We start from the raw sequence: 17,101 nt of genomic DNA, 5'->3' as shown, positions 1-17,101 counted from the left end.
CCGCCGGCCAGGGCCCAGTCCCGGCCGACCGCGGCGGCCGACGCGACCGCCTCCAGGCAGCCGGCCTGGCCGCAGCCGCACGGCGGGCCGCCGGGTCGCACCACGAGGTGGCCGAACTCCCCGGCGCCGCTGTGCGCGCCCGGTTCGACGCGGCCGTCGATCCCGATGGCACCGGAGATGCCGGTGCCGAGCGCCACGAAGAAGAACCGGTCGGCGCCCTCGCCGGCTCCCAGCCGCCCTTCGGCGAGCCCGCCGGTGCGGACGTCGTGTCCCAGCGCCACGGGCACGCCGTCCAGTCGCTCCGCGAGCAGCTGTCGCAGTGGCAGGTCGCGCCAGCCGAGGTTGGCCGCGTAGCGCACCACGCCCGCTTCGCTGTCCACGATCCCCGGCACGGCGACCCCGGCGGCCGACGGAGCGGAGCCGAACCGGCGCAGCGACTCCTGCCGCAGGTCGGCCGCGAAATCCAGGACCGCGTCGAGCGTCGCCCGCGCGCCGCCGTCCTTGGGGGTGGGGCGGCGTTCGCGGAGCAGCGGCCGGTACGCGCCGTCCAGCACGGCCGCCTTCATGCCGGTGCCGCCGACGTCGAGCGCGATGACGTGGCCGGGCGGCGTCGCGCCGCTGTCGCCGGGGACGGTGGCTGCGTGGGGGGACGACTGCGGTCCGGGCAGGGCGTTGCGGACCGCGGAACGGTCGGTGTCCGGTGGGTTCACGGGGGACAGTGTCGCCCGAACCTGCACAACAGGTCTAGTCCACTGCGCCGCCCGGATGGCTTCGTTTCCCGGGCGTTATCGCTGTCACCGCTCCGCCGTACGATGCGCCCATGCGTGCAGACGGTGAGGAGAACCCGGCCCGACCGGCTCGGACGCCGCCCGCGGCGGCCGAGGCTGCGGACGCGCCGCGAGCGGCGACCGGGGGAGCGGCGGCGGCCGTGCGCCCGGAACCCGCCGTCCCGGGTTCGGGGTTGCCCGACCCGGAGTTCGCGAAGCCGGGACACCCCGAGCCGGGCGACGCCGAACTGGGCCACCCCGAACCGGGCCACCCCGAAGCTGAGTACCTCGAACCGGAGTACCCCGACCCGGAGGAGTTCGCCGAGCCGGAGGATCTCGGTTCGTGGGAGGACCTCGGCTCGTGGGAGGAGTTCCGGAAACCCGGCCAACTCCCCGCCTCCCCACCGGAGGCCGGGCGGCCCGCCGGAGGCGACGCCCCCGAGACCGGCGGCCCGGCCACGCCCCCGGCGCCGGCAGGCCCCGGCGGGACCCGGCCCGACACCCTCCCCGACGCCACCGCACTCCCCGATGCCACCGCACTCCCCGACGCCGGCGGGCTCAGCGCACAGGACGTCGCCGTCCTGGAGTTGGAGAGCCGCGGCGGCCGCGTGCGCGGCGGTGCCAAGGAGCGCGTCATCCGGGAGCAGCTGGAGATGTCGCCCACCCGCTACTACCAGCTGCTCAACGCCCTGCTCGACGACCCGGCGGCCCTCCGCCACGCACCGGTGACGGTCAACCGGCTCCGACGCGTACGCGACGAGCGACGGGCCCAGCGGTAGGGTCGCCGCATGGTCAGCCTCCCGGTACCCCAGACCGACGCGGGCCACGACGGCCTCGCCGCGTTCCGCAGGTCCCCCCGGCGCGCGCTGCTCGCGCTGGACTTCGACGGCACCCTCGCGCCCATCGTCCCCGACCCCGAACAGGCCCGCGCCCACCCTGACGTGCTCCCCGCGCTGGCCCGGCTCGCCCCGCTGGTCGGCACGCTCGCGATCATCACCGGCCGCGCCGCCGCGACCGCCGTCCGGCTCGGACGGCTCGACGCGGACGAGGCCCCCGCCGACCTCACCGTGCTCGGTGCCTACGGCGCCGAGCGCTGGGACGCCGCCACCGGCCGGACCCGGACCCCCGGACCGCACGCCGGGGTCGCGGCCGCCCGCGCCGAACTCCCCGAGGTGGTCAGCGGATCGGTCCCCTCCGGCCAGGCGCACATCGAGGACAAGGGCGGCGCGCTCGCCGTCCACACCCGCCGGGCCGCCGACCCCGCCGCCGCGCTGGAGGCGCTGCGGCGCCCCCTCACCGAACTCGCCGCCCGCCACGGGCTGCACGTGGAGCCGGGCCGGCTCGTCCTCGAACTACGGCCGCCCGGTATGGACAAGGGCGCCGCGCTCACCCGCCTCGTCGCCGAGCGAGACCCGTCGGTGGTGATCTACGGCGGGGACGACCTCGGCGACCTCGCCGCGTTCGCCGCCGTCGAGCGGCTCCGCGCCGACGGTGTCCCGGGTATCCGGGTGGTCTCGGCCTCGGCCGAGGTCCCCGAACTCGCCGCCGCGACGGACCTCGCCGTCGACGGACCCGCCGGGATCGCGGCCCTGCTGGCCGCCCTGGCCGATGCGGCGCACGAGGCGGACCCCGACCCGCGGGACTGAACCGTCCGCGCCGACCGCCACCGGGTCCACCACCCGGTGGCGGCCTGCGGCGGGTGGTACCGCTCGGCCGCCGTGCGCCGTATCGTGGCGCGCCGCGGGAGCCGGACCGCCGCAGACGGCGGCCCGTCCCCGCCGGGCGGTGGGCCCCGCCGCCCGCTCCGCGACATCGTCCGACGGACCCGGGGCAGAGGTACTGCATGAGCACCATCGCGATGAAGAACGTCACGCTGGACAGCGGAGTCCGGCTTCCCTACGCCGAGTCCGGCTACCCCGGCGGCATCCCCGTGGTGTTCGTCCACGGTCCGGGCGAGTCCTGGCGGTCCTTCCAGCCGGTTCTCGGGATGCTGCCGACGACCCTCCGGGGATTCGCCCCGACCCAGCGCGGCCACGGCGACGCCTCGAAGCCCAGCGAGGGCTACCGGCCCGACGACTACGCCGCCGACCTGGTCGGCTTCCTCGACGCCCTCGGGATCGAGCGAGCTGTCCTGGCCGGCGGCGGCAGCGGCGGCGTCGCCGCGCGCATCGTCGCCGGGGGCCACCCGCACCGCGTCGCCGGACTGGTCCTGCTGGGCACTCCCGCGTCGCTGGACGGCAAGGAATGGGCCGCACAGGCGCGTCGCGTCACCGACCGGCTCGGGGAGCCCGACGGACCGGACCCGGCCGAGCTGCTGCCCGAGGACGGCGGCGACGGGCCCGCCTTGGAGTGGTTCTCCACCGCCATGGCGGAGGACGCCCGCGCCACCCCGCCGCACGTCTGGCGCGAGACGATGGACGGCCTGCTCGACTCCGAGGTGGGGACGACCCTGGGCGGCATCCTCGTGCCCACGCTCGCCCTGCGCGGCGACCGCGACCGGCGGGTCACCCCCGACGACCAGGCCCGCATCACCGACACCGTCCCCGGCGCGCGGCTGGACGTGCTGGAGGGGGTGGGGCACGCCGTCCACTGGGAACAGCCGGCGTCGGTCGTCGCCCGGCTCGCCGAGTTCGCGGAGGCGGTCACCCGTAGGGCCGCCTGAACGCGCGGGTCCCCGGGGGCCGTCCCGGGGGCCCGGCCGGGCGCGGCGGGATCAGATGGTGAAGGTGCCGATGACCAGCACCAGCAGTGCCCAGAACGCGAGGCCCAGGTAGCCGAAGACGAGCCCGGTCACCGCCAGGCCGTCGCCCTGCTCGCGTTTCTGGCGGATCTCCGCCCGCGCCTTGTGCCCGAGGATGACGGCGGGGATCGAGGTGAGGCCGTAGAACATCCCGCCGAGCCCGCACAGCAGCGCGCCGATCGCCAGCCGGTTGGTCGGCGCGTTCGGAGGCGGCGCCAGCCAGCCGGGGTGCGCGGGGCCGGGATAGACGCCCGGCACGTGGTAGTTGGGGGCGGGCGGCGCCGGGTAGAACGTCGCCGGCACCTGCGACTGCGGCACGGCGGGCGGGCCCATCAGCGGCCCGTTGGGAAGATCGAGGATCAGCTGCTGGAGATCGCCCTGGGTGACGGCCCGCGCGCTGAGATCCACCCGGCGGTCGAACTCCGCCTTGTCCAGCCTGCCCTCGGCGAACCCCGAACGCAGGACGTCGGTGGTTCGCTCCCGGTCCGCGTGCGAGGCGCGCATCCCGCCACTGCCGCTGGACTGGTGCTGCCAGCTCGACATGCCATCACCCCATCCGTGGCGCCTGCCTCTCCCCGGCGGCGCTGGTCTTCCCGGCCCATCATGCAGGAAACGCCGGTCGGGACGGCCGCGCGGGGGCGGACTGGTGCGGATCGGTTACGAAAAGGGGGCGGACGTCGCCGCGCGGGCGCCCCCGCGCGGCGGGCGCCCGGTCAGGCCCGCAGGGCGGCCAGCTGCGCCAGGAACCACGACTGCGGGGGGAGCGCCGTGGCCGACGCGGCCAGCCGCCTGCTCCGCTCGGCCCGCTCGCCCGCCGGCATCAGCAGCGCGGCGTGCAGCGCCTCGGCGGTCCCGGCGATGTCGTAGGGGTTGACCTCCAGGGCGTCGTCGCCCAGTTCGGCGAAGGCACCGGCCTCCCGGGAGAGGACCAGCGCGCAGCCGCGCTCCGCGAGCACGGGGATCTCCTTGGCGACGAGGTTCATGCCGTCCCGGATCGGGTTCACCAGCGCCACGTCCGCCATGCGGTAGGCGGCCAGCGAGCGCGCGAAGTCGTCCTTCACGTGGAGCACGACGGGCTGCCAGTCGGCGGTGCCGAACCGCTCGTTGATCGCCGCCGCCAGCCTGCCCACCTCCTCGGTGTACGCCCGGTACACCGCGAGGTCCTGCCGCGAGGGGTAGGCGAAGGCGACGTGCACGACCCGGTCGAGCCACTCGGGGTGGTCCTCCAGCAGCCGCTCGTAGGCCAGCAGCCCGCGCACGATGTTCTTGCTCAGCTCGGTGCGGTCGACCCGCACGATCGTGCGGCGGTCGCCGACCTGCTCCCGCAGCGCGGCCAGCCGCTCGTCCACGTCCGGCCGCGAGGCGCGCTCCCGCAGGAACGCGCCGTCCGCCCCGAGGCCGTGGACGCCGATGCGGGTGGTGGAGCCGTCGTGGCCGATGCGCAGCTCGTGCCCGTGGTCGGTGACCTCCGCCCCCAGCAGCACGCGGCAGCACTCGGCGAACGCCTCCGCCCAGCGCCAGGTCAGGAAGGCGGCGCGGTCGGCGCCGAGAATGCCGAGCAGCACCTGCCGGGCGATCGGGTCGGGCAGCAGCCGGAAGGCGTCGACCGGCGCCCAGGGGGTGTGGGAGAAGTGGCCGACCCGCAGGTCCGGGCGGAGGGTCCGCAGCAGCCGGGGGACCAGCGAGAGGTGGTAGTCCTGGACCAGGACGGTGGCACCGGCCGCGGCCTCCTCGGCCAGCGCCTCCGCGAAGGCGGCGTTGTACCGCTGGAACTCCGCCCAGCGACCCTCGAACTCGCGGTCGAAGACGGGCTCCACGGGGCTCTGGTACAGCATGTGGTGCACGAACCACAGCACCGAGTTGGCGATGCCGTTGTAGGCGGCGTCGAACGTGCGCTCCGGGATGTCGAGCATCCGCACCGCGCGGCCACCGGTGTCGTCCGGGTCCAGGGTGCCGCCGCCGGCGAGGCGGGCGGCCTCCCGGTCGGCGTCGGAGAGCGCCGCGCAGACCCAGGTGCCGGAGTCCTCGCCCAGGGCGCTGAGCCCCGAGACCAGCCCGCCGCCGCCGCGCCGGGCCGTGAGGGTGCCGTCCTCGCCGAGCGAGTAGCTCACCGGGCCGCGGTTGGACGCGACCAGTACCTGCCCCGCCGTCCGGGCGTCGGGGGCGGCCCCGGACCGCCGGTCGGAGGTACCGGGAACGTCGGTCGTCTGCCGCTGGGTCGCCATGCGCGAAAGCTTTGCCCGCGACACGGGGTATCAAACGTGTGTCCTGGTGCCGCGCGCCCATCGGGCCCCGCCGCCCACCTGCACGGGGGCGGTCCGCCGGCGGTCCGACGCCCGGGCCGGGCCCGGGCGCGGCGTCCGGCGGCCCGGCGCCGTGCACCGGAGCCGGCGGGCGGCTCCGGTGACGTCAGGCGGCGCGGCGGGTCGCGACGTACTCGGCGATCTCGACGGCGGGCGGCCGCTCGGTGGTGTCGACCCGGTGGTGCACCGGGGTGAACCCGCCGTCCGCCGCCCGGTCGAACTGGGTCAGCCCGGCCCGCAGCGGCGGCCCGCCGCCGGGCAGCCGGGCCTGCGCCGTGCGGTAGATCGCGGCGGCCATCCGCCCCAGGGCCTGCCCGTCCTGATGGCGGTGGCGGCGGACCCCGACGTCGACCTGGGCGATGGCGTCCAGCCCGGCGAGGTGCAGGGTGTCGACCAGCGTCCCGAGCTCCACCCCGTACCCGACGGGGAACGGCAGCCGCTCCAGGAGCGAGCGCCGCGCCGCGTACTCGCCGCCCAGCGGCTGGACCACCCCGGCCAGGCGCGGCCAGTGCAGGTTGAGCAGCGGCCGGGCGACCAGCTCGGTGACGCGCCCGCCCTGCCCGGCGCCCTCCGCGCCCCCGCCCAGGGGGCGGTCGTACATCGCCTTGACCAGCTGCACGCCGGGGTCGGTCAGCAGCGGCCCGATGATGCCGGAGACGAACCGGGTGTCGAACTCCCGCAGGTCGGCGTCGACGAAGCAGACGATCTCCCCGGTGGTGGCGAAGAGCGACCGCCAGAGCACCTCGCCCTTGCCGGGCAGCGCCGGCAACCGCGGCAGCACCTCGTCGCGGTGCACCACCTTCGCGCCGGCCGCGGCGGCCACCGCCGCGGTGCGGTCGGTGGACCCGGAGTCCATCACCAGCAGCTCGTCGACGAGGGGCACGCGCTCGACCAGCTCGGTCCGGATCGCCTCGGCGATCGTCCCGACGGTGGCCTCCTCGTTCAGCGCGGGCAGCACCACGCTGACCGTGCCCGCGGCGCCGGCCCGCCGCTTGGCGGCGAGCAGCCGGGGAAGCGGTCGGTCGTCGGCGGACCAGGACCGCCGGCACAGCCAGCTCTCGGCCTCTTCCAGCACGGTCTCGCTCCTCGCGCTCGGCGTGCGTCCCCCCGAACGGGTGTCTCGGAGGCTGGACAACCCGCCTCATTGTCCTAGCCGTCCGTTACAGTCTCGGACAGTGCTTGTGACCTCCGCATATCGGGGGCGGGGCACGGCTGGTGACAGTCACAACCACATACAGCTCATCCAGAGGGGCAGAGGGAACGGCCCGTTGAAGCCCCGGCAACCCTCCCGCCGGTCTCGCGTCCGAAGCGAGGTCCCCGGTCGGGGAAGGTGCCAATTCCGTCCTGCGGCGAGAGCCGCCGCGGGGAAGATGAGGAGAGGGCCTCGCACCCATGTCTCTGCTGACCGAGCACCGCTCCGGAACCGTCGACCTCGGCCCCGCCGCCGCGCTGTCCTGCCGCGAGTGCGGGCAGCGGTATCCGTTGAGCCCCATCTTCGCCTGCAGCGAGTGTTTCGGCCCGCTGGAGATCGCCTACGACCTCCCCGCGGGCGACCCCGAGGCGCTGCGCAGCCGGATCGAGTCCGGCCCCAACTCCATCTGGCGCTACGCGCCGTTGCTGCCCGTCCCCGCCGACGTGGCCGGCAAGCCCAATCTGAACCCGGGCGGCACCCCGCTGGTCAGGGCCGACCGGCTCGCCGCCGAACTGGGCGTCACCGGGGAGCTGCACGTCAAGGACGACTCCGGCAACCCCACCCACTCCTTCAAGGACCGCGTGGTGGCGTGTGCCGTCGAGGCGGCGCGCGCCTTCGGCTTCACCACCCTGTCGTGCTCCTCCACCGGCAACCTCGCCGGTGCGGTGGGTGCCGCGGCGGCCCGCGCGGGGCTGCGGTCCTGCGTCTTCATCCCGCACGACCTGGAGCACGCGAAGGTCACCGCGGCGGCCGTGTACGGCGGTGAACTGGTCGGTATCGAGGGCAGCTACGACGACGTCAACCGGTTCTGCAGCGAACTCATCGGCGACCCGGCGGGTGAGGGCTGGGGGTTCGTCAACGTCAACCTGCGGCCGTACTACGCCGAGGGCTCCAAGACCCTGGCCTACGAGATCTGCGAGCAGCTGGGCTGGCGGCTGCCGGATCAGCTGGTGGTCCCGATCGCCTCCGGTTCCCAGCTCACCAAGATCGACAAGGCGCTGCGGGAGCTGATCACGCTGGGGCTGGTCGAGGACAAGCCCTACAAGATCTTCGGCGCACAGGCCGAGGGCTGCTCGCCGGTGTCGCAGGCGTTCAAGAACGGTCACGACGTGATCCGGCCGGTGCGTCCGGCGACCATCGCCAAGTCGCTGGCGATCGGCAACCCCGCCGACGGCCCCTACGTGCTCGACATCGCGCGGCGCACCGGCGGCGCGGTCGAGGACGTCACCGACGAGCAGATCGTCGACGCCATCAAGCTGCTCGCCCGCACCGAGGGCATCTTCGCCGAGACGGCGGGCGGCGTCACGGTGGGCGTGACGCGGAAGCTCCTCGCCGACGGCGTGCTCGACCCCTCGCTCACCACCGTGGTGCTCAACACCGGTGAGGGGCTGAAGACGCTGGACGCCGTCTCCCCGACCACGGGCCCCACCGCCGTCATCCGGCCGGACCTGGCCGCGTTCCTCGACGCGGGCCTCGCCTGAGCCCGCTTGCCCGTCCGCCCGCCGTCGTCCGCCCGCCCCGGCCGGGCCCCGCGTGCCGTCCGCCGCCCTCGGGCGCGGACGCGCGCGGCCTGCCCGGCAGGCGGCGCGCGCCGACCGCCCTCGGCCCGACCGCTTCCGTGCCGTGCCCGCACGGCGTCCCACCCCGTCCGTGAGCGCACGGCGCCCGCCCGCCCCATCGCAGAAGGAGCCACCCCATGAGCGTCACCGTCCGCATCCCGACCATTCTGCGCACCTACACCGACGGCCGCTCCGAGGTCGCCGCCGAGGGGGCGACCCTCGCGGACGTCCTGGCGGACCTGGAGCGCAACCACGCCGGTATCGGTGCCCGCGTCCTCGACGAGGAGGGGAAGCTCCGGCGGTTCGTCAACGTCTACGTCAACGACGACGACGTGCGCTTCGCCGAGGGGCTGGGCACGGCGACGCCGGACGGCGCCGGGGTCTCGATCATTCCGGCGGTCGCCGGCGGCTGAACGGCCCGCTTCGGGGCCGCGACCGTCTGATCACGGTGGTCGCACCCGATCGTTCGCCGTTCCACGCGCCCGGCGCGTGAGCTGGGCGCGTACGCCCCAGCCGTCCGGCCCGATACGCACCGGCCCCGGCGTCACCGTGTGACGCCGGGGCCGGTGCGTATCGCGGTGTCCGGACCACGCTAGAGTGGCCGGAACACTCGCTTCCGCCTCACCCGGTCGGCGTGCGCGTTCGTGAAGCCCTCCGGAGACTGCCGAACTTTTACCCGGGTGATTTGTCCGCTTGGTGAGCTATGCCCCGGCGGATACGCTCTCATTTATGGTCACTTTGAGTAGTTTGACCGTTCTGATGCGTCAAGATTTCTCGCTCGTATGACCTGTTGCACAGGGCGTCCGGGCAGATACATTCAGCGGCGGTCGGTGCGTTCGGTGCACGCCCCCCTACTGTCTGGGTGCGTACTCGGAGCCTGACCCGGTCCGCGAAAAGCGGGGTCGTGAAAGGCCGGCAAAAGGGGAGTACGTAATGGCTCAGGGCACCGTCAAGTGGTTCAACGCGGAGAAGGGGTACGGCTTCATCGCGGTCGACGGTGGTGCGGACGTCTTCGTCCACTACAGCGCGATCCAGATGGACGGTTACCGCACCCTCGAGGAGGGTCAGCGGGTCGAGTTCGAGATTTCGCAGGGCCAGAAGGGCCCGCAGGCCGACATGGTCCGGGTGACTGCCTGAGCCGGCGGTCGTCCGGCCGACCGGCCTGAACCGGGGCCCGTTCCTCCTGGGTTGAGGAACGGGCCCCGGTGCGTGCCGTGGAGCCCCTCGTCCGCCGCGCGGGCCGTCGGTCGCCCCTCGGGCCCCGCTGTGCGGTGGTCCGTGCTCGCCCCCGTGCCTCGCCTCTCGCCGCTCCGTCCCGGGTGTGCCCCGTTCGTGGTGCCGTGCGGGCTGTGTCGCGTCCTCCCGTGCTCCCCGCGCTCCCTGTGTTCCCCGCGCCCCCGTGCTTCCGCGTTGCTCGCGCCGGCCGCCCCGGCGTACGGCCCCTGCGCGCCGTCCGCCTGCCGCCTGTTCGTCGCCGGGTCCGCTGCCGGGCCTGTCGCCGGGCGGGCCCGGACCCGGCGCTCGATTGCTGGTCCGCGCCGTCCGGCGCACGCCGATGCGCCGGTGGTCGATCCCTGGTGCCGCACGGGATCTCCGGGTTCAGGCTTGCACTCGTGGGGGTCGAGTGCTAATCATTGGGCATTAGCACTCTGAGGGTGAGAGTGACAGATTCAGGACCGGGTCGGTGAGGCCCGCCCGCTGGATGGAGCAGGGAACCATCCGCGTGGGCGTGCCGTCCGTCGCGGGCGCCAGCGCGGTCCGGAGCAATCCACCCCGATCCGGGAGGACCACTTCACATGGCCAAGATCATCGCGTTCGACGAGGAGGCTCGGCGCGGCCTCGAGCGCGGGATGAACCAGCTCGCCGACGCCGTCAAGGTCACGCTCGGTCCCAAGGGCCGCAACGTCGTCCTCGAGAAGAAGTGGGGCGCCCCCACGATCACCAACGATGGTGTGTCCATCGCCAAGGAGATCGAGCTGGAGGACCCGTACGAGAAGATCGGCGCGGAGCTCGTCAAGGAGGTCGCGAAGAAGACCGACGACGTCGCGGGTGACGGCACCACCACCGCCACCGTGCTGGCGCAGGCCCTCGTCCGCGAGGGGCTCCGCAACGTCGCCGCCGGCGCCAACCCGATGGCGCTGAAGCGCGGCATCGAGGCCGCCGTGGCCCAGGTCTCCGACGCCCTCCTGGAGCAGGCGAAGGAGGTCGAGACCAAGGAGCAGATCGCCTCGACCGCCTCCATCTCCGCCGGCGACACCCAGATCGGTGAGCTGATCGCCGAGGCCATGGACAAGGTCGGCAAGGAAGGCGTCATCACGGTCGAGGAGTCGCAGACCTTCGGCCTGGAGCTCGAGCTCACCGAAGGCATGCGCTTCGACAAGGGCTACATCTCCGCCTACTTCGCCACCGACATGGAGCGCATGGAGGCGGAGCTCGAGGACCCCTACATCCTCATCGTCAACTCCAAGATCTCCAGCGTGAAGGACCTCCTGCCGCTGCTGGAGAAGGTCATGCAGTCGGGCAAGCCGCTGCTGATCATCGCGGAGGACGTCGAGGGCGAGGCGCTGTCCACCCTGGTCGTCAACAAGATCCGCGGCACCTTCAAGTCCGTCGCCGTCAAGGCCCCGGGCTTCGGTGACCGTCGCAAGGCCATGCTCGGCGACATCGCCATCCTCACCGGTGGCCAGGTCATCTCCGAAGAGGTCGGCCTCAAGCTGGAGTCCGCCGGTCTGGAGCTCCTGGGCCGCGCCCGCAAGGTCGTCATCACCAAGGACGAGACCACCATCGTCGACGGTGCCGGTGACAGCGACGCCGTGCAGGGTCGCGTCAACCAGATCCGTGCCGAGATCGAGAACAGCGACTCGGACTACGACCGCGAGAAGCTCCAGGAGCGCCTCGCGAAGCTGGCCGGCGGCGTGGCCGTCATCAAGGCCGGTGCCGCCACCGAGGTGGAGCTGAAGGAGCGCAAGCACCGCATCGAGGACGCGGTGCGCAACGCCAAGGCCGCCGTCGAGGAGGGCATCGTCGCCGGTGGTGGCGTCGCCCTGCTGCAGGCCGGTGTCGTGCTGGAGAAGCTGGAGCTCGCGGGCGACGAGGCCACAGGTGCCGCCGCCGTCAAGCTGGCCCTGGAGGCCCCGCTCAAGCAGATCGCGGTCAACGCCGGTCTCGAGGGCGGCGTCGTGGTCGAGAAGGTCCGCAACCTCCCCGTGGGCGAGGGCCTCAACGCCGCGACCGGCGAGTACACCGACATGCTGGCCGCCGGTATCCCGGACCCGGCCAAGGTGACCCGCTCGGCGCTGCAGAACGCCGCCTCCATCGCGGCGCTCTTCCTCACCACCGAGGCCGTCATCGCCGACAAGCCGGAGAAGGCCGCCGCCGGCGCGCCCGACCCGACCGGTGGCATGGGCGGTGGCATGGACTTCTGATCCACCCGGATCGAGGTTCCGTCGCGACGCGCCACGACCGCGTCGACAGCGACAACCCCGAGGGCGGTGCCCCGGCTTCACGGCCGGGCACCGCCCTCGGGCGTTTTTCGGCACACCGTCCGCGCGTGGCGCACCCCGCGAGCGGGGTAGAGGGCGGTGGTACCAGCACGGCCGCCCCGGCGGCGGCCCCAGGAACGGAGGAGTCGCGGTGACGAGCACGGACAGCGGCGCGAGGGACGCCCGCGAGGCGGAGACCGGCCGGAGCCAGCGGGAGCGGATGCAGTCCGGGGAGCTGTACCTCGCCGACGACCCCCAGATCCAGGCCGATCTGGCGCGGTCCGCCCGGCTGATGCACCGCTTCAACACCGCCGACCCGGACGGCCCGGAGGACCGGCGGGCGATCCTGGCGGAGCTGCTCGGGGAACTCGGCGAGGAGACGGAGATCCGCCCGCCGTTCCACGTGGACTTCGGCTCCTACATCACCATCGGCCCGCGCAGCTTCGTCAACAACGGCGCGACCATGCTCGACGTCGCGCCGATCACCATCGGCGCCGACGTGCAGATCGGCCCCAACGTCCAGCTGCTGACGCCGACCCACCCGCTCGATCCCGAACTGCGCCGCGCCAAGTGGGAGGCGGCGGAGCCGATCACCCTCGGGGACAACGTCTGGCTCGGCGGCGGAGTCATCGTCTGCCCCGGGGTGACCATCGGCGAGAACACCGTGGTCGGCGCCGGGGCGGTCGTCACGCGCGACCTTCCTGCCGGGGTGCTGGCCGTCGGCAACCCGGCCCGCGTCATCCGCGAACTCTGAGACGGCTGCTGCCCGGTGCCGCTCGTGCGACCGCCGGGCGGGCCGCGGCGCCCGCCTCCCCCGTGGGGCGGGCGCCGCCGCACGCGCGGCGGGCCGGGCCCGGCGCGGCGTGTCCTGCGGCGGTCAGGCCGGCTTCGTCGCCTCGGTGAGGGCGGCCCGCAGATGCCCCCCGGAGGTGGCGAGCAGCTGCTCGGCGGTGGCGGCGTCGACCTCGCCGAGGATGGTGAGGATGGCGTTCTTCACCTCGCCGTCGGTCGCGACCAGGGCGGCCTCGATCGTCCGGTCGTCGGCGCCGGTCGCGAGCGACACGATGCGCCGCGAGCGCGCCCGCAGTTTCTCGTTGGAGGCGCGGACGTCGACCATCAGGTTTCCGTAGGTCTTGCCGAGCCGGATCATGCTGATGGTCGAGATCATGTTGAGCACCAGCTTCTGCGCGGTGCCGGCCTTCAGCCGGGTGGAGCCCGTGACCAGTTCGGGCCCGACGACCACCTCGATGCCGTGGTCGGCGGCGGCCGCCAGCGGTGACCCGGCGTTGCAGGAGAGGCCGACGGTGAGCGCGCCGAGGCGGCGCGCGTGCTCGACGGCGCCCACCGCGTACGGGGTGCGGCCGGAGGCCGAGATCCCGACCACGACGTCGTCCGGGCCCGCGCCGAGCGCGTCGAGGTCCGCGGCTGCCAGCTCCTTGCTGTCCTCCGCCCCCTCGACCGCGTTGACCATCGCGCCGGGACCGCCGGCGATCAGGCCGATGACCTCGCTGGGGTCGGTGTTGAAGGTCGGCGGGCACTCGCTGGCGTCCAGCACCCCGAGACGACCGGCGGTGCCGGCGCCCAGGTAGAGCAGCCGTCCGCCCCGCGCCATCCGCTCGGCGGTGGCGTCGATGGCCGCGGCGATCTGCGGCAGCTGGGCCGCTACCGCCGCGGGGACCGCGGTGTCCTCGCGGTTCATGGTGCGGGCGATCTCCAGCGTCGGCAGCTGGTCGATCTCCGCCAGCTCGGGGCGGTACGCCTCGGTGGTGAGGGTGCTGAGCTGTGCCTGCAGCTCGCCGTAGGGAGTGGGCATTCGGGTTCGGCTCTTTCGCGGGACGGGACGGGGGAGTGCGGCGGTGCCGGCCGCTGGGGTCAGCGCACGTCGCGCGGGGAGTGGCGGTGCGCCAGGGCCTCGTAGCTGGTGCGCAGCGCCGGGGCGGCGGTCTCGTAGGTGCGTTGCGCCACGCCTATGAACAGGCAGTCGATCACCAGGAGCTGGCTGGTGCGGCTCGACATCGCCGCAGGCCGCAGCTCGCTCTCCCGGGCGGTCGAGGTGGTGAGGACGTGGTCGGCGTACTGGGTGACCTCGCCGTCCGGTCGGCCGGTGATCGCGACGGTGGTGGCGCCGTGGTCGAAGGCCGCCTGGAGGGGCTCGATGACGTCGACGGTGCGGCCCGAGTGCGTGATCGCGATCGCCACGTCCCCGGCGCGCAGCTGCACGGCGTTGGTGACGGCGAGGTGCGGGTCGGCGTGGGCGTGGGCGACCAGGCCGATGCGGAGCAGCTTCTGCGCGAGGTCCTGGGCGACGAGGGAGGAGGCGCCGACGCCGTACACGTCGATGCGCCGCGCGGAGGCCATGGCACTGACGGCGGCCTCGACCTGGCTGATGTCGAGGGCGCCGGCGGTGTCGGCGAGGGTCTGCCGCTCGTCCTGGGTGAGCTTGGCGATGACGTCGGTCAGGGGGTCGTCCACCGATATGTCGGTGGTGATCGCGGGCGCGGCGCCGGACGCCTGCTGGGCGGCGAGCCCGGCGAGTGCGAGCCGCAGGTCGCGGTAGCCGGGGTAGCCGAGCAGCCGGGCGGTGCGGACCACCGTCGCCTCGCTGGTACCGGTGCGTTCCGCCAGACCGGTGACGGTGAGGGCGGCACACCCTGCGGGGTCGGCCGCGACGGTCTCCGCCACCCGCTGCATGGAGCGGGTCATGGAGGGGGCCATCGTGCGGACCTTGGCGGCCAGCGCCCCCGGCTCGGGCGGCGCCGGTCGCTGCTGCGCGGGGGCGGGGCGGACCCGGTCACCTCTCCGGCTGAAATTTTCCTTCATGCCATTCCTCACAAATGAAAGGTATTTTCGTCGCGGGTGCCCCGTCAAGCCCTTGGTGCTCCGAAGTCTGCGGGACTCTGGTCCAATGTGGGAAAGCCGACGCCGACCCGCGGAAGGGGTGACCGCGATGACGGTCTACATCGATCCTCCCGAATGGCCCGGGCACGGCCGCATGTGGTCCCACCTCATCAGCGACGCCTCGCTCGGCGAGCTCCATGCCTTCGCCGCCGAACTCGGCTTTCCACGGCGGGCCTTCGACCGCGACCACTACGACGTACCCGCCGAGTCCTACCGGGTCGCGGTCGACCACGGCGCGGTGGAGGTCGGCAGCAGGGAGGTCGTCCGCCGGCTGCACGCCGCCGGGCTGCGCCGCCGCCGGCGCAGCCCGCTCGCCCCGCCGGGGCCTCTCGGTCCGCACGGGTCCGGCTGAGCCCGGCCGGCCGCGGTGTGGGGTGCTGCTGTGCGAGGAGGTGCCCGCACCGCGCGCCGGGTGCCGCCGGAGGGCGCACCACTGGCGGTGGGCCCGGCTCCGGCAGAGGGCCCACCTCTGGTGGTGGCGACGCCGCGGCGGGCCGGGACGGCGGTCGGCCGGGGTGGGCGGGTGTCAGGCGGTCAGCAGCTCCAGCTCGGCCCGCAGGTTGAAGCGCGCGGTCGCCTCCCACCGGCGGCTGCCGTACGGCGTCCGGTACAGCATCGGCAGCGCCAGCAGCTGCCGCAGCACCGCGGCGCGCCCCTCCCGGAAAGCCGGCTCCGGGACCGCCGCGTACTCCTGCCGGACCGCCGCCGCGTAGTGCGCGTACTGCTGCGGCGACCCGGCGAGCACGGCGAGGTCCGCGTCGCACAGCGCCTCACCGTCCCGGTCGCCCGGCTCCGGGTCGTGGGTCGCGGTCAGCCGGACCAGGCGGGCCACGGCGGCGACCTGCCCGGCCGGGCAGTCGGCCGCCGGCAGCAGCGTCTCGGCCAACTCGGCGCTGCGCTCCTCGTTGTCGCCGCTCGCGGGGTCGTACACCGCGTCATGGAACCAGGCGGCCAGTGCGACGGCGGTCGGATCGGCCGGATGGTCCGCCAGTTCGTCCAGCCGGTCCAGGACCGCCGCCAGGTGGGGGACGGCGTGGTAGACCCGGTGGGGCTCCGCCCAGCGCGCCAGCAACTGCCCGGCCAGCGCCGCGGCGGTGCCGGGGTCGGGGAGGAGAGGCGTCAGCCGTGCCGTCAGGAGGGCTTCGAGCGGCGGTGGTTGGCCGTTGCCGGCTGCGGCGGCCCGGTCACCGCCGTCAGGGGTCCCACCTCTGTCGTTCCGGCCGTCGGCCGACTTCTCCGCACGCATACGGCCATTGTGGCGCGGACCGCGTCGTCCCGTCTTTCCTCCCGGGGGCCATCTGTGGCACTCTCTCGACATGTCTAGACCACTCCTCGAGGTCATCGCCCTCACCGTGCAGGACGCCGTCGCCGCCGAGACCGGCGGCGCAGACCGCCTCGAACTGGTCGCCGACATGGCGGCTGACGGGCTCAGCCCCGACGCCGCCACCGTCTCGGAGGTCCGCTCCGCCGTGGACCTCCCCATCCGGGTGATGCTCCGCCTCGACGACGGCTTCGCCGCCGGCGACGCGGACGCTGTCCGGCGGCTGCGGACCACCGCCGACACGCTGCGCGCCGCGGGCGCCGACGCCTGGGTCTTCGGCTTCCTCGACGAGGCGGGCCAGGCCGACCTGGCGGCGGTCGCGGCCCTCACCGACGTCATCGGCTCCGACCCCTGGACGTTCCACCGCGCGATCGACCACGCCGCCGACCGCGGCGCCCTGCGCAAGCAACTCGACGGCCCCGGCGCCCCCGACACCTACCTCACCGCCGGCTCGCCGCGCGGCGTCGACGACGGGCTGCCCGTACTGGCCGCGGAGGCAGCCCGGACCGCCGCCGGCGAGCCCGGCCACCAGCCCCGGCTGATGGCCGGCGGCGGGCTCCGGCTGGAGCACCTGCCGGAGCTGCGCTCCGCCGGGGTCGACGCCTTCCACATCGGCGGCGCGGCCCGCCCCCGGGGCTGGGACGGCCCCGTCGACCCGGACGCCGTCCACCGCTGGCGCGACGCCCTGGCCTGACCCCGGCCGGGCCGGGGTCAGCCCGGTTCGGTTTCGGTTCGGCGCGGGCGGGTTCGGTTCCGGCGGCGGGGCGCAGCGAGCGCCGGCGGGACGGACGGCTGCGGCCGCCGTCGCGGGCCACGCGCCGCCGCCACCGGCGACGGGG

General features: G+C 74.4%; 17 protein-coding genes and 1 riboswitch. Of the genes, 10 read left to right on the top strand and 7 right to left on the bottom strand.

Annotated features, from left to right (window positions below):
- Positions 1-566 (bottom strand): ROK family protein (locus HCN56_RS15405; protein ID WP_167971515.1); only part of this gene is annotated, 566 nt, incomplete at its 3' end.
- 254 nt (positions 567-820) lie between these two features.
- Here HCN56_RS15405 and HCN56_RS27425 point away from each other — a divergent pair.
- The 3 genes from HCN56_RS27425 to HCN56_RS15390 all read left to right on the top strand — a co-directional run bounded on the left by HCN56_RS27425 (position 821) and on the right by HCN56_RS15390 (position 3,429).
- A complete protein-coding gene (locus HCN56_RS27425) occupies positions 821-1,546 on the top strand; it encodes a DUF3263 domain-containing protein (RefSeq protein ID WP_167971509.1) in 726 nt (241 codons plus the stop codon).
- Between the two features lie 9 nt (positions 1,547-1,555).
- Positions 1,556-2,413: a trehalose-phosphatase gene (gene otsB, locus HCN56_RS15395; protein ID WP_167971507.1), complete on the top strand. Its 858-nt coding sequence runs from the start codon at positions 1,556-1,558 to the stop codon at positions 2,411-2,413.
- 197 nt (positions 2,414-2,610) lie between these two features.
- Entirely contained in the window at positions 2,611-3,429 is an 819-nt protein-coding gene (locus HCN56_RS15390) for an alpha/beta fold hydrolase (protein ID WP_167971499.1), read from the top strand.
- A 51-nt stretch (positions 3,430-3,480) separates the two neighbouring features.
- Here the strand turns inward: HCN56_RS15390 and HCN56_RS15385 are convergent, their stop codons facing one another.
- From HCN56_RS15385 to HCN56_RS15375, 3 genes are all read right to left on the bottom strand, one after another.
- Positions 3,481-4,050 (bottom strand): DUF1707 and DUF4190 domain-containing protein, encoded by a 570-nt coding sequence (locus HCN56_RS15385; RefSeq protein WP_245246597.1) that lies wholly within the window; start codon positions 4,048-4,050, stop codon positions 3,481-3,483.
- 170 nt (positions 4,051-4,220) lie between these two features.
- A complete protein-coding gene (locus HCN56_RS15380; RefSeq protein WP_167971478.1) occupies positions 4,221-5,732 on the bottom strand; it encodes an alpha,alpha-trehalose-phosphate synthase (UDP-forming) in 1,512 nt (503 codons plus the stop codon).
- Positions 5,733-5,916: 184 nt separating this feature from the next.
- The gene (locus HCN56_RS15375; RefSeq protein ID WP_167971476.1) at positions 5,917-6,885 is read right to left on the bottom strand and encodes a glucosyl-3-phosphoglycerate synthase; all 969 of its coding nucleotides are present in this window, start codon (positions 6,883-6,885) and stop codon (positions 5,917-5,919) included.
- 161 nt (positions 6,886-7,046) lie between these two features.
- Positions 7,047-7,187: riboswitch (SAM riboswitch) on the top strand.
- 15 nt (positions 7,188-7,202) lie between these two features.
- Between HCN56_RS15375 and thrC the strand changes: the two genes are divergently transcribed.
- The 5 genes from thrC to HCN56_RS15350 all read left to right on the top strand — a co-directional run bounded on the left by thrC (position 7,203) and on the right by HCN56_RS15350 (position 12,797).
- Complete coding sequence (gene thrC / locus HCN56_RS15370; protein ID WP_167971474.1) at positions 7,203-8,483, top strand: threonine synthase; 1,281 nt, start codon at positions 7,203-7,205, stop codon at positions 8,481-8,483.
- A gap of 215 nt (positions 8,484-8,698) precedes the next feature.
- A complete protein-coding gene (locus HCN56_RS15365) occupies positions 8,699-8,974 on the top strand; it encodes a MoaD/ThiS family protein (protein WP_167971472.1) in 276 nt (91 codons plus the stop codon).
- A 520-nt stretch (positions 8,975-9,494) separates the two neighbouring features.
- On the top strand, positions 9,495-9,698 hold the full coding sequence (locus HCN56_RS15360; RefSeq protein WP_004986573.1) for a cold-shock protein: 204 nt from the start codon (positions 9,495-9,497) through the stop codon (positions 9,696-9,698).
- 659 nt (positions 9,699-10,357) lie between these two features.
- Positions 10,358-11,986, top strand: a complete 1,629-nt coding sequence (groL, locus tag HCN56_RS15355) for a chaperonin GroEL (protein WP_167971470.1) — start codon at positions 10,358-10,360, stop codon at positions 11,984-11,986.
- Between the two features lie 277 nt (positions 11,987-12,263).
- Positions 12,264-12,797, top strand: a complete 534-nt coding sequence (locus tag HCN56_RS15350) for a sugar O-acetyltransferase (protein WP_167971511.1) — start codon at positions 12,264-12,266, stop codon at positions 12,795-12,797.
- 123 nt (positions 12,798-12,920) lie between these two features.
- On the opposite strand, the gene murQ is transcribed toward HCN56_RS15350, so the two are convergent.
- On the bottom strand, positions 12,921-13,856 hold the full coding sequence (gene murQ / locus HCN56_RS15345; RefSeq protein WP_167971468.1) for an N-acetylmuramic acid 6-phosphate etherase: 936 nt from the start codon (positions 13,854-13,856) through the stop codon (positions 12,921-12,923).
- A gap of 59 nt (positions 13,857-13,915) precedes the next feature.
- A complete protein-coding gene (locus tag HCN56_RS15340) occupies positions 13,916-14,863 on the bottom strand; it encodes a MurR/RpiR family transcriptional regulator (protein WP_167971466.1) in 948 nt (315 codons plus the stop codon).
- Positions 14,864-14,990: 127 nt separating this feature from the next.
- Between HCN56_RS15340 and HCN56_RS15335 the strand changes: the two genes are divergently transcribed.
- Positions 14,991-15,293: a DUF4031 domain-containing protein gene (locus tag HCN56_RS15335; protein WP_167971464.1), complete on the top strand. Its 303-nt coding sequence runs from the start codon at positions 14,991-14,993 to the stop codon at positions 15,291-15,293.
- Between the two features lie 174 nt (positions 15,294-15,467).
- Here the strand turns inward: HCN56_RS15335 and HCN56_RS15330 are convergent, their stop codons facing one another.
- The gene (locus HCN56_RS15330) at positions 15,468-16,187 is read right to left on the bottom strand and encodes an HD domain-containing protein (protein WP_167971462.1); all 720 of its coding nucleotides are present in this window, start codon (positions 16,185-16,187) and stop codon (positions 15,468-15,470) included.
- A gap of 70 nt (positions 16,188-16,257) precedes the next feature.
- Between HCN56_RS15330 and HCN56_RS15325 the strand changes: the two genes are divergently transcribed.
- Positions 16,258-16,956, top strand: coding sequence for a copper homeostasis protein CutC (locus HCN56_RS15325; protein ID WP_167971460.1), 699 nt, complete (start codon positions 16,258-16,260; stop codon positions 16,954-16,956).
- Positions 16,957-17,101 lie beyond the last annotated feature (145 nt).

Origin of the sequence: Streptomyces lonarensis, assembly GCF_012033735.1 — a bacterium.
In the GTDB taxonomy this organism is placed as follows: Bacteria; Actinomycetota; Actinomycetes; order Streptomycetales; family Streptomycetaceae; genus Streptomyces; species Streptomyces lonarensis.
This window is presented reverse-complemented; position numbering and strand designations above follow the sequence as displayed.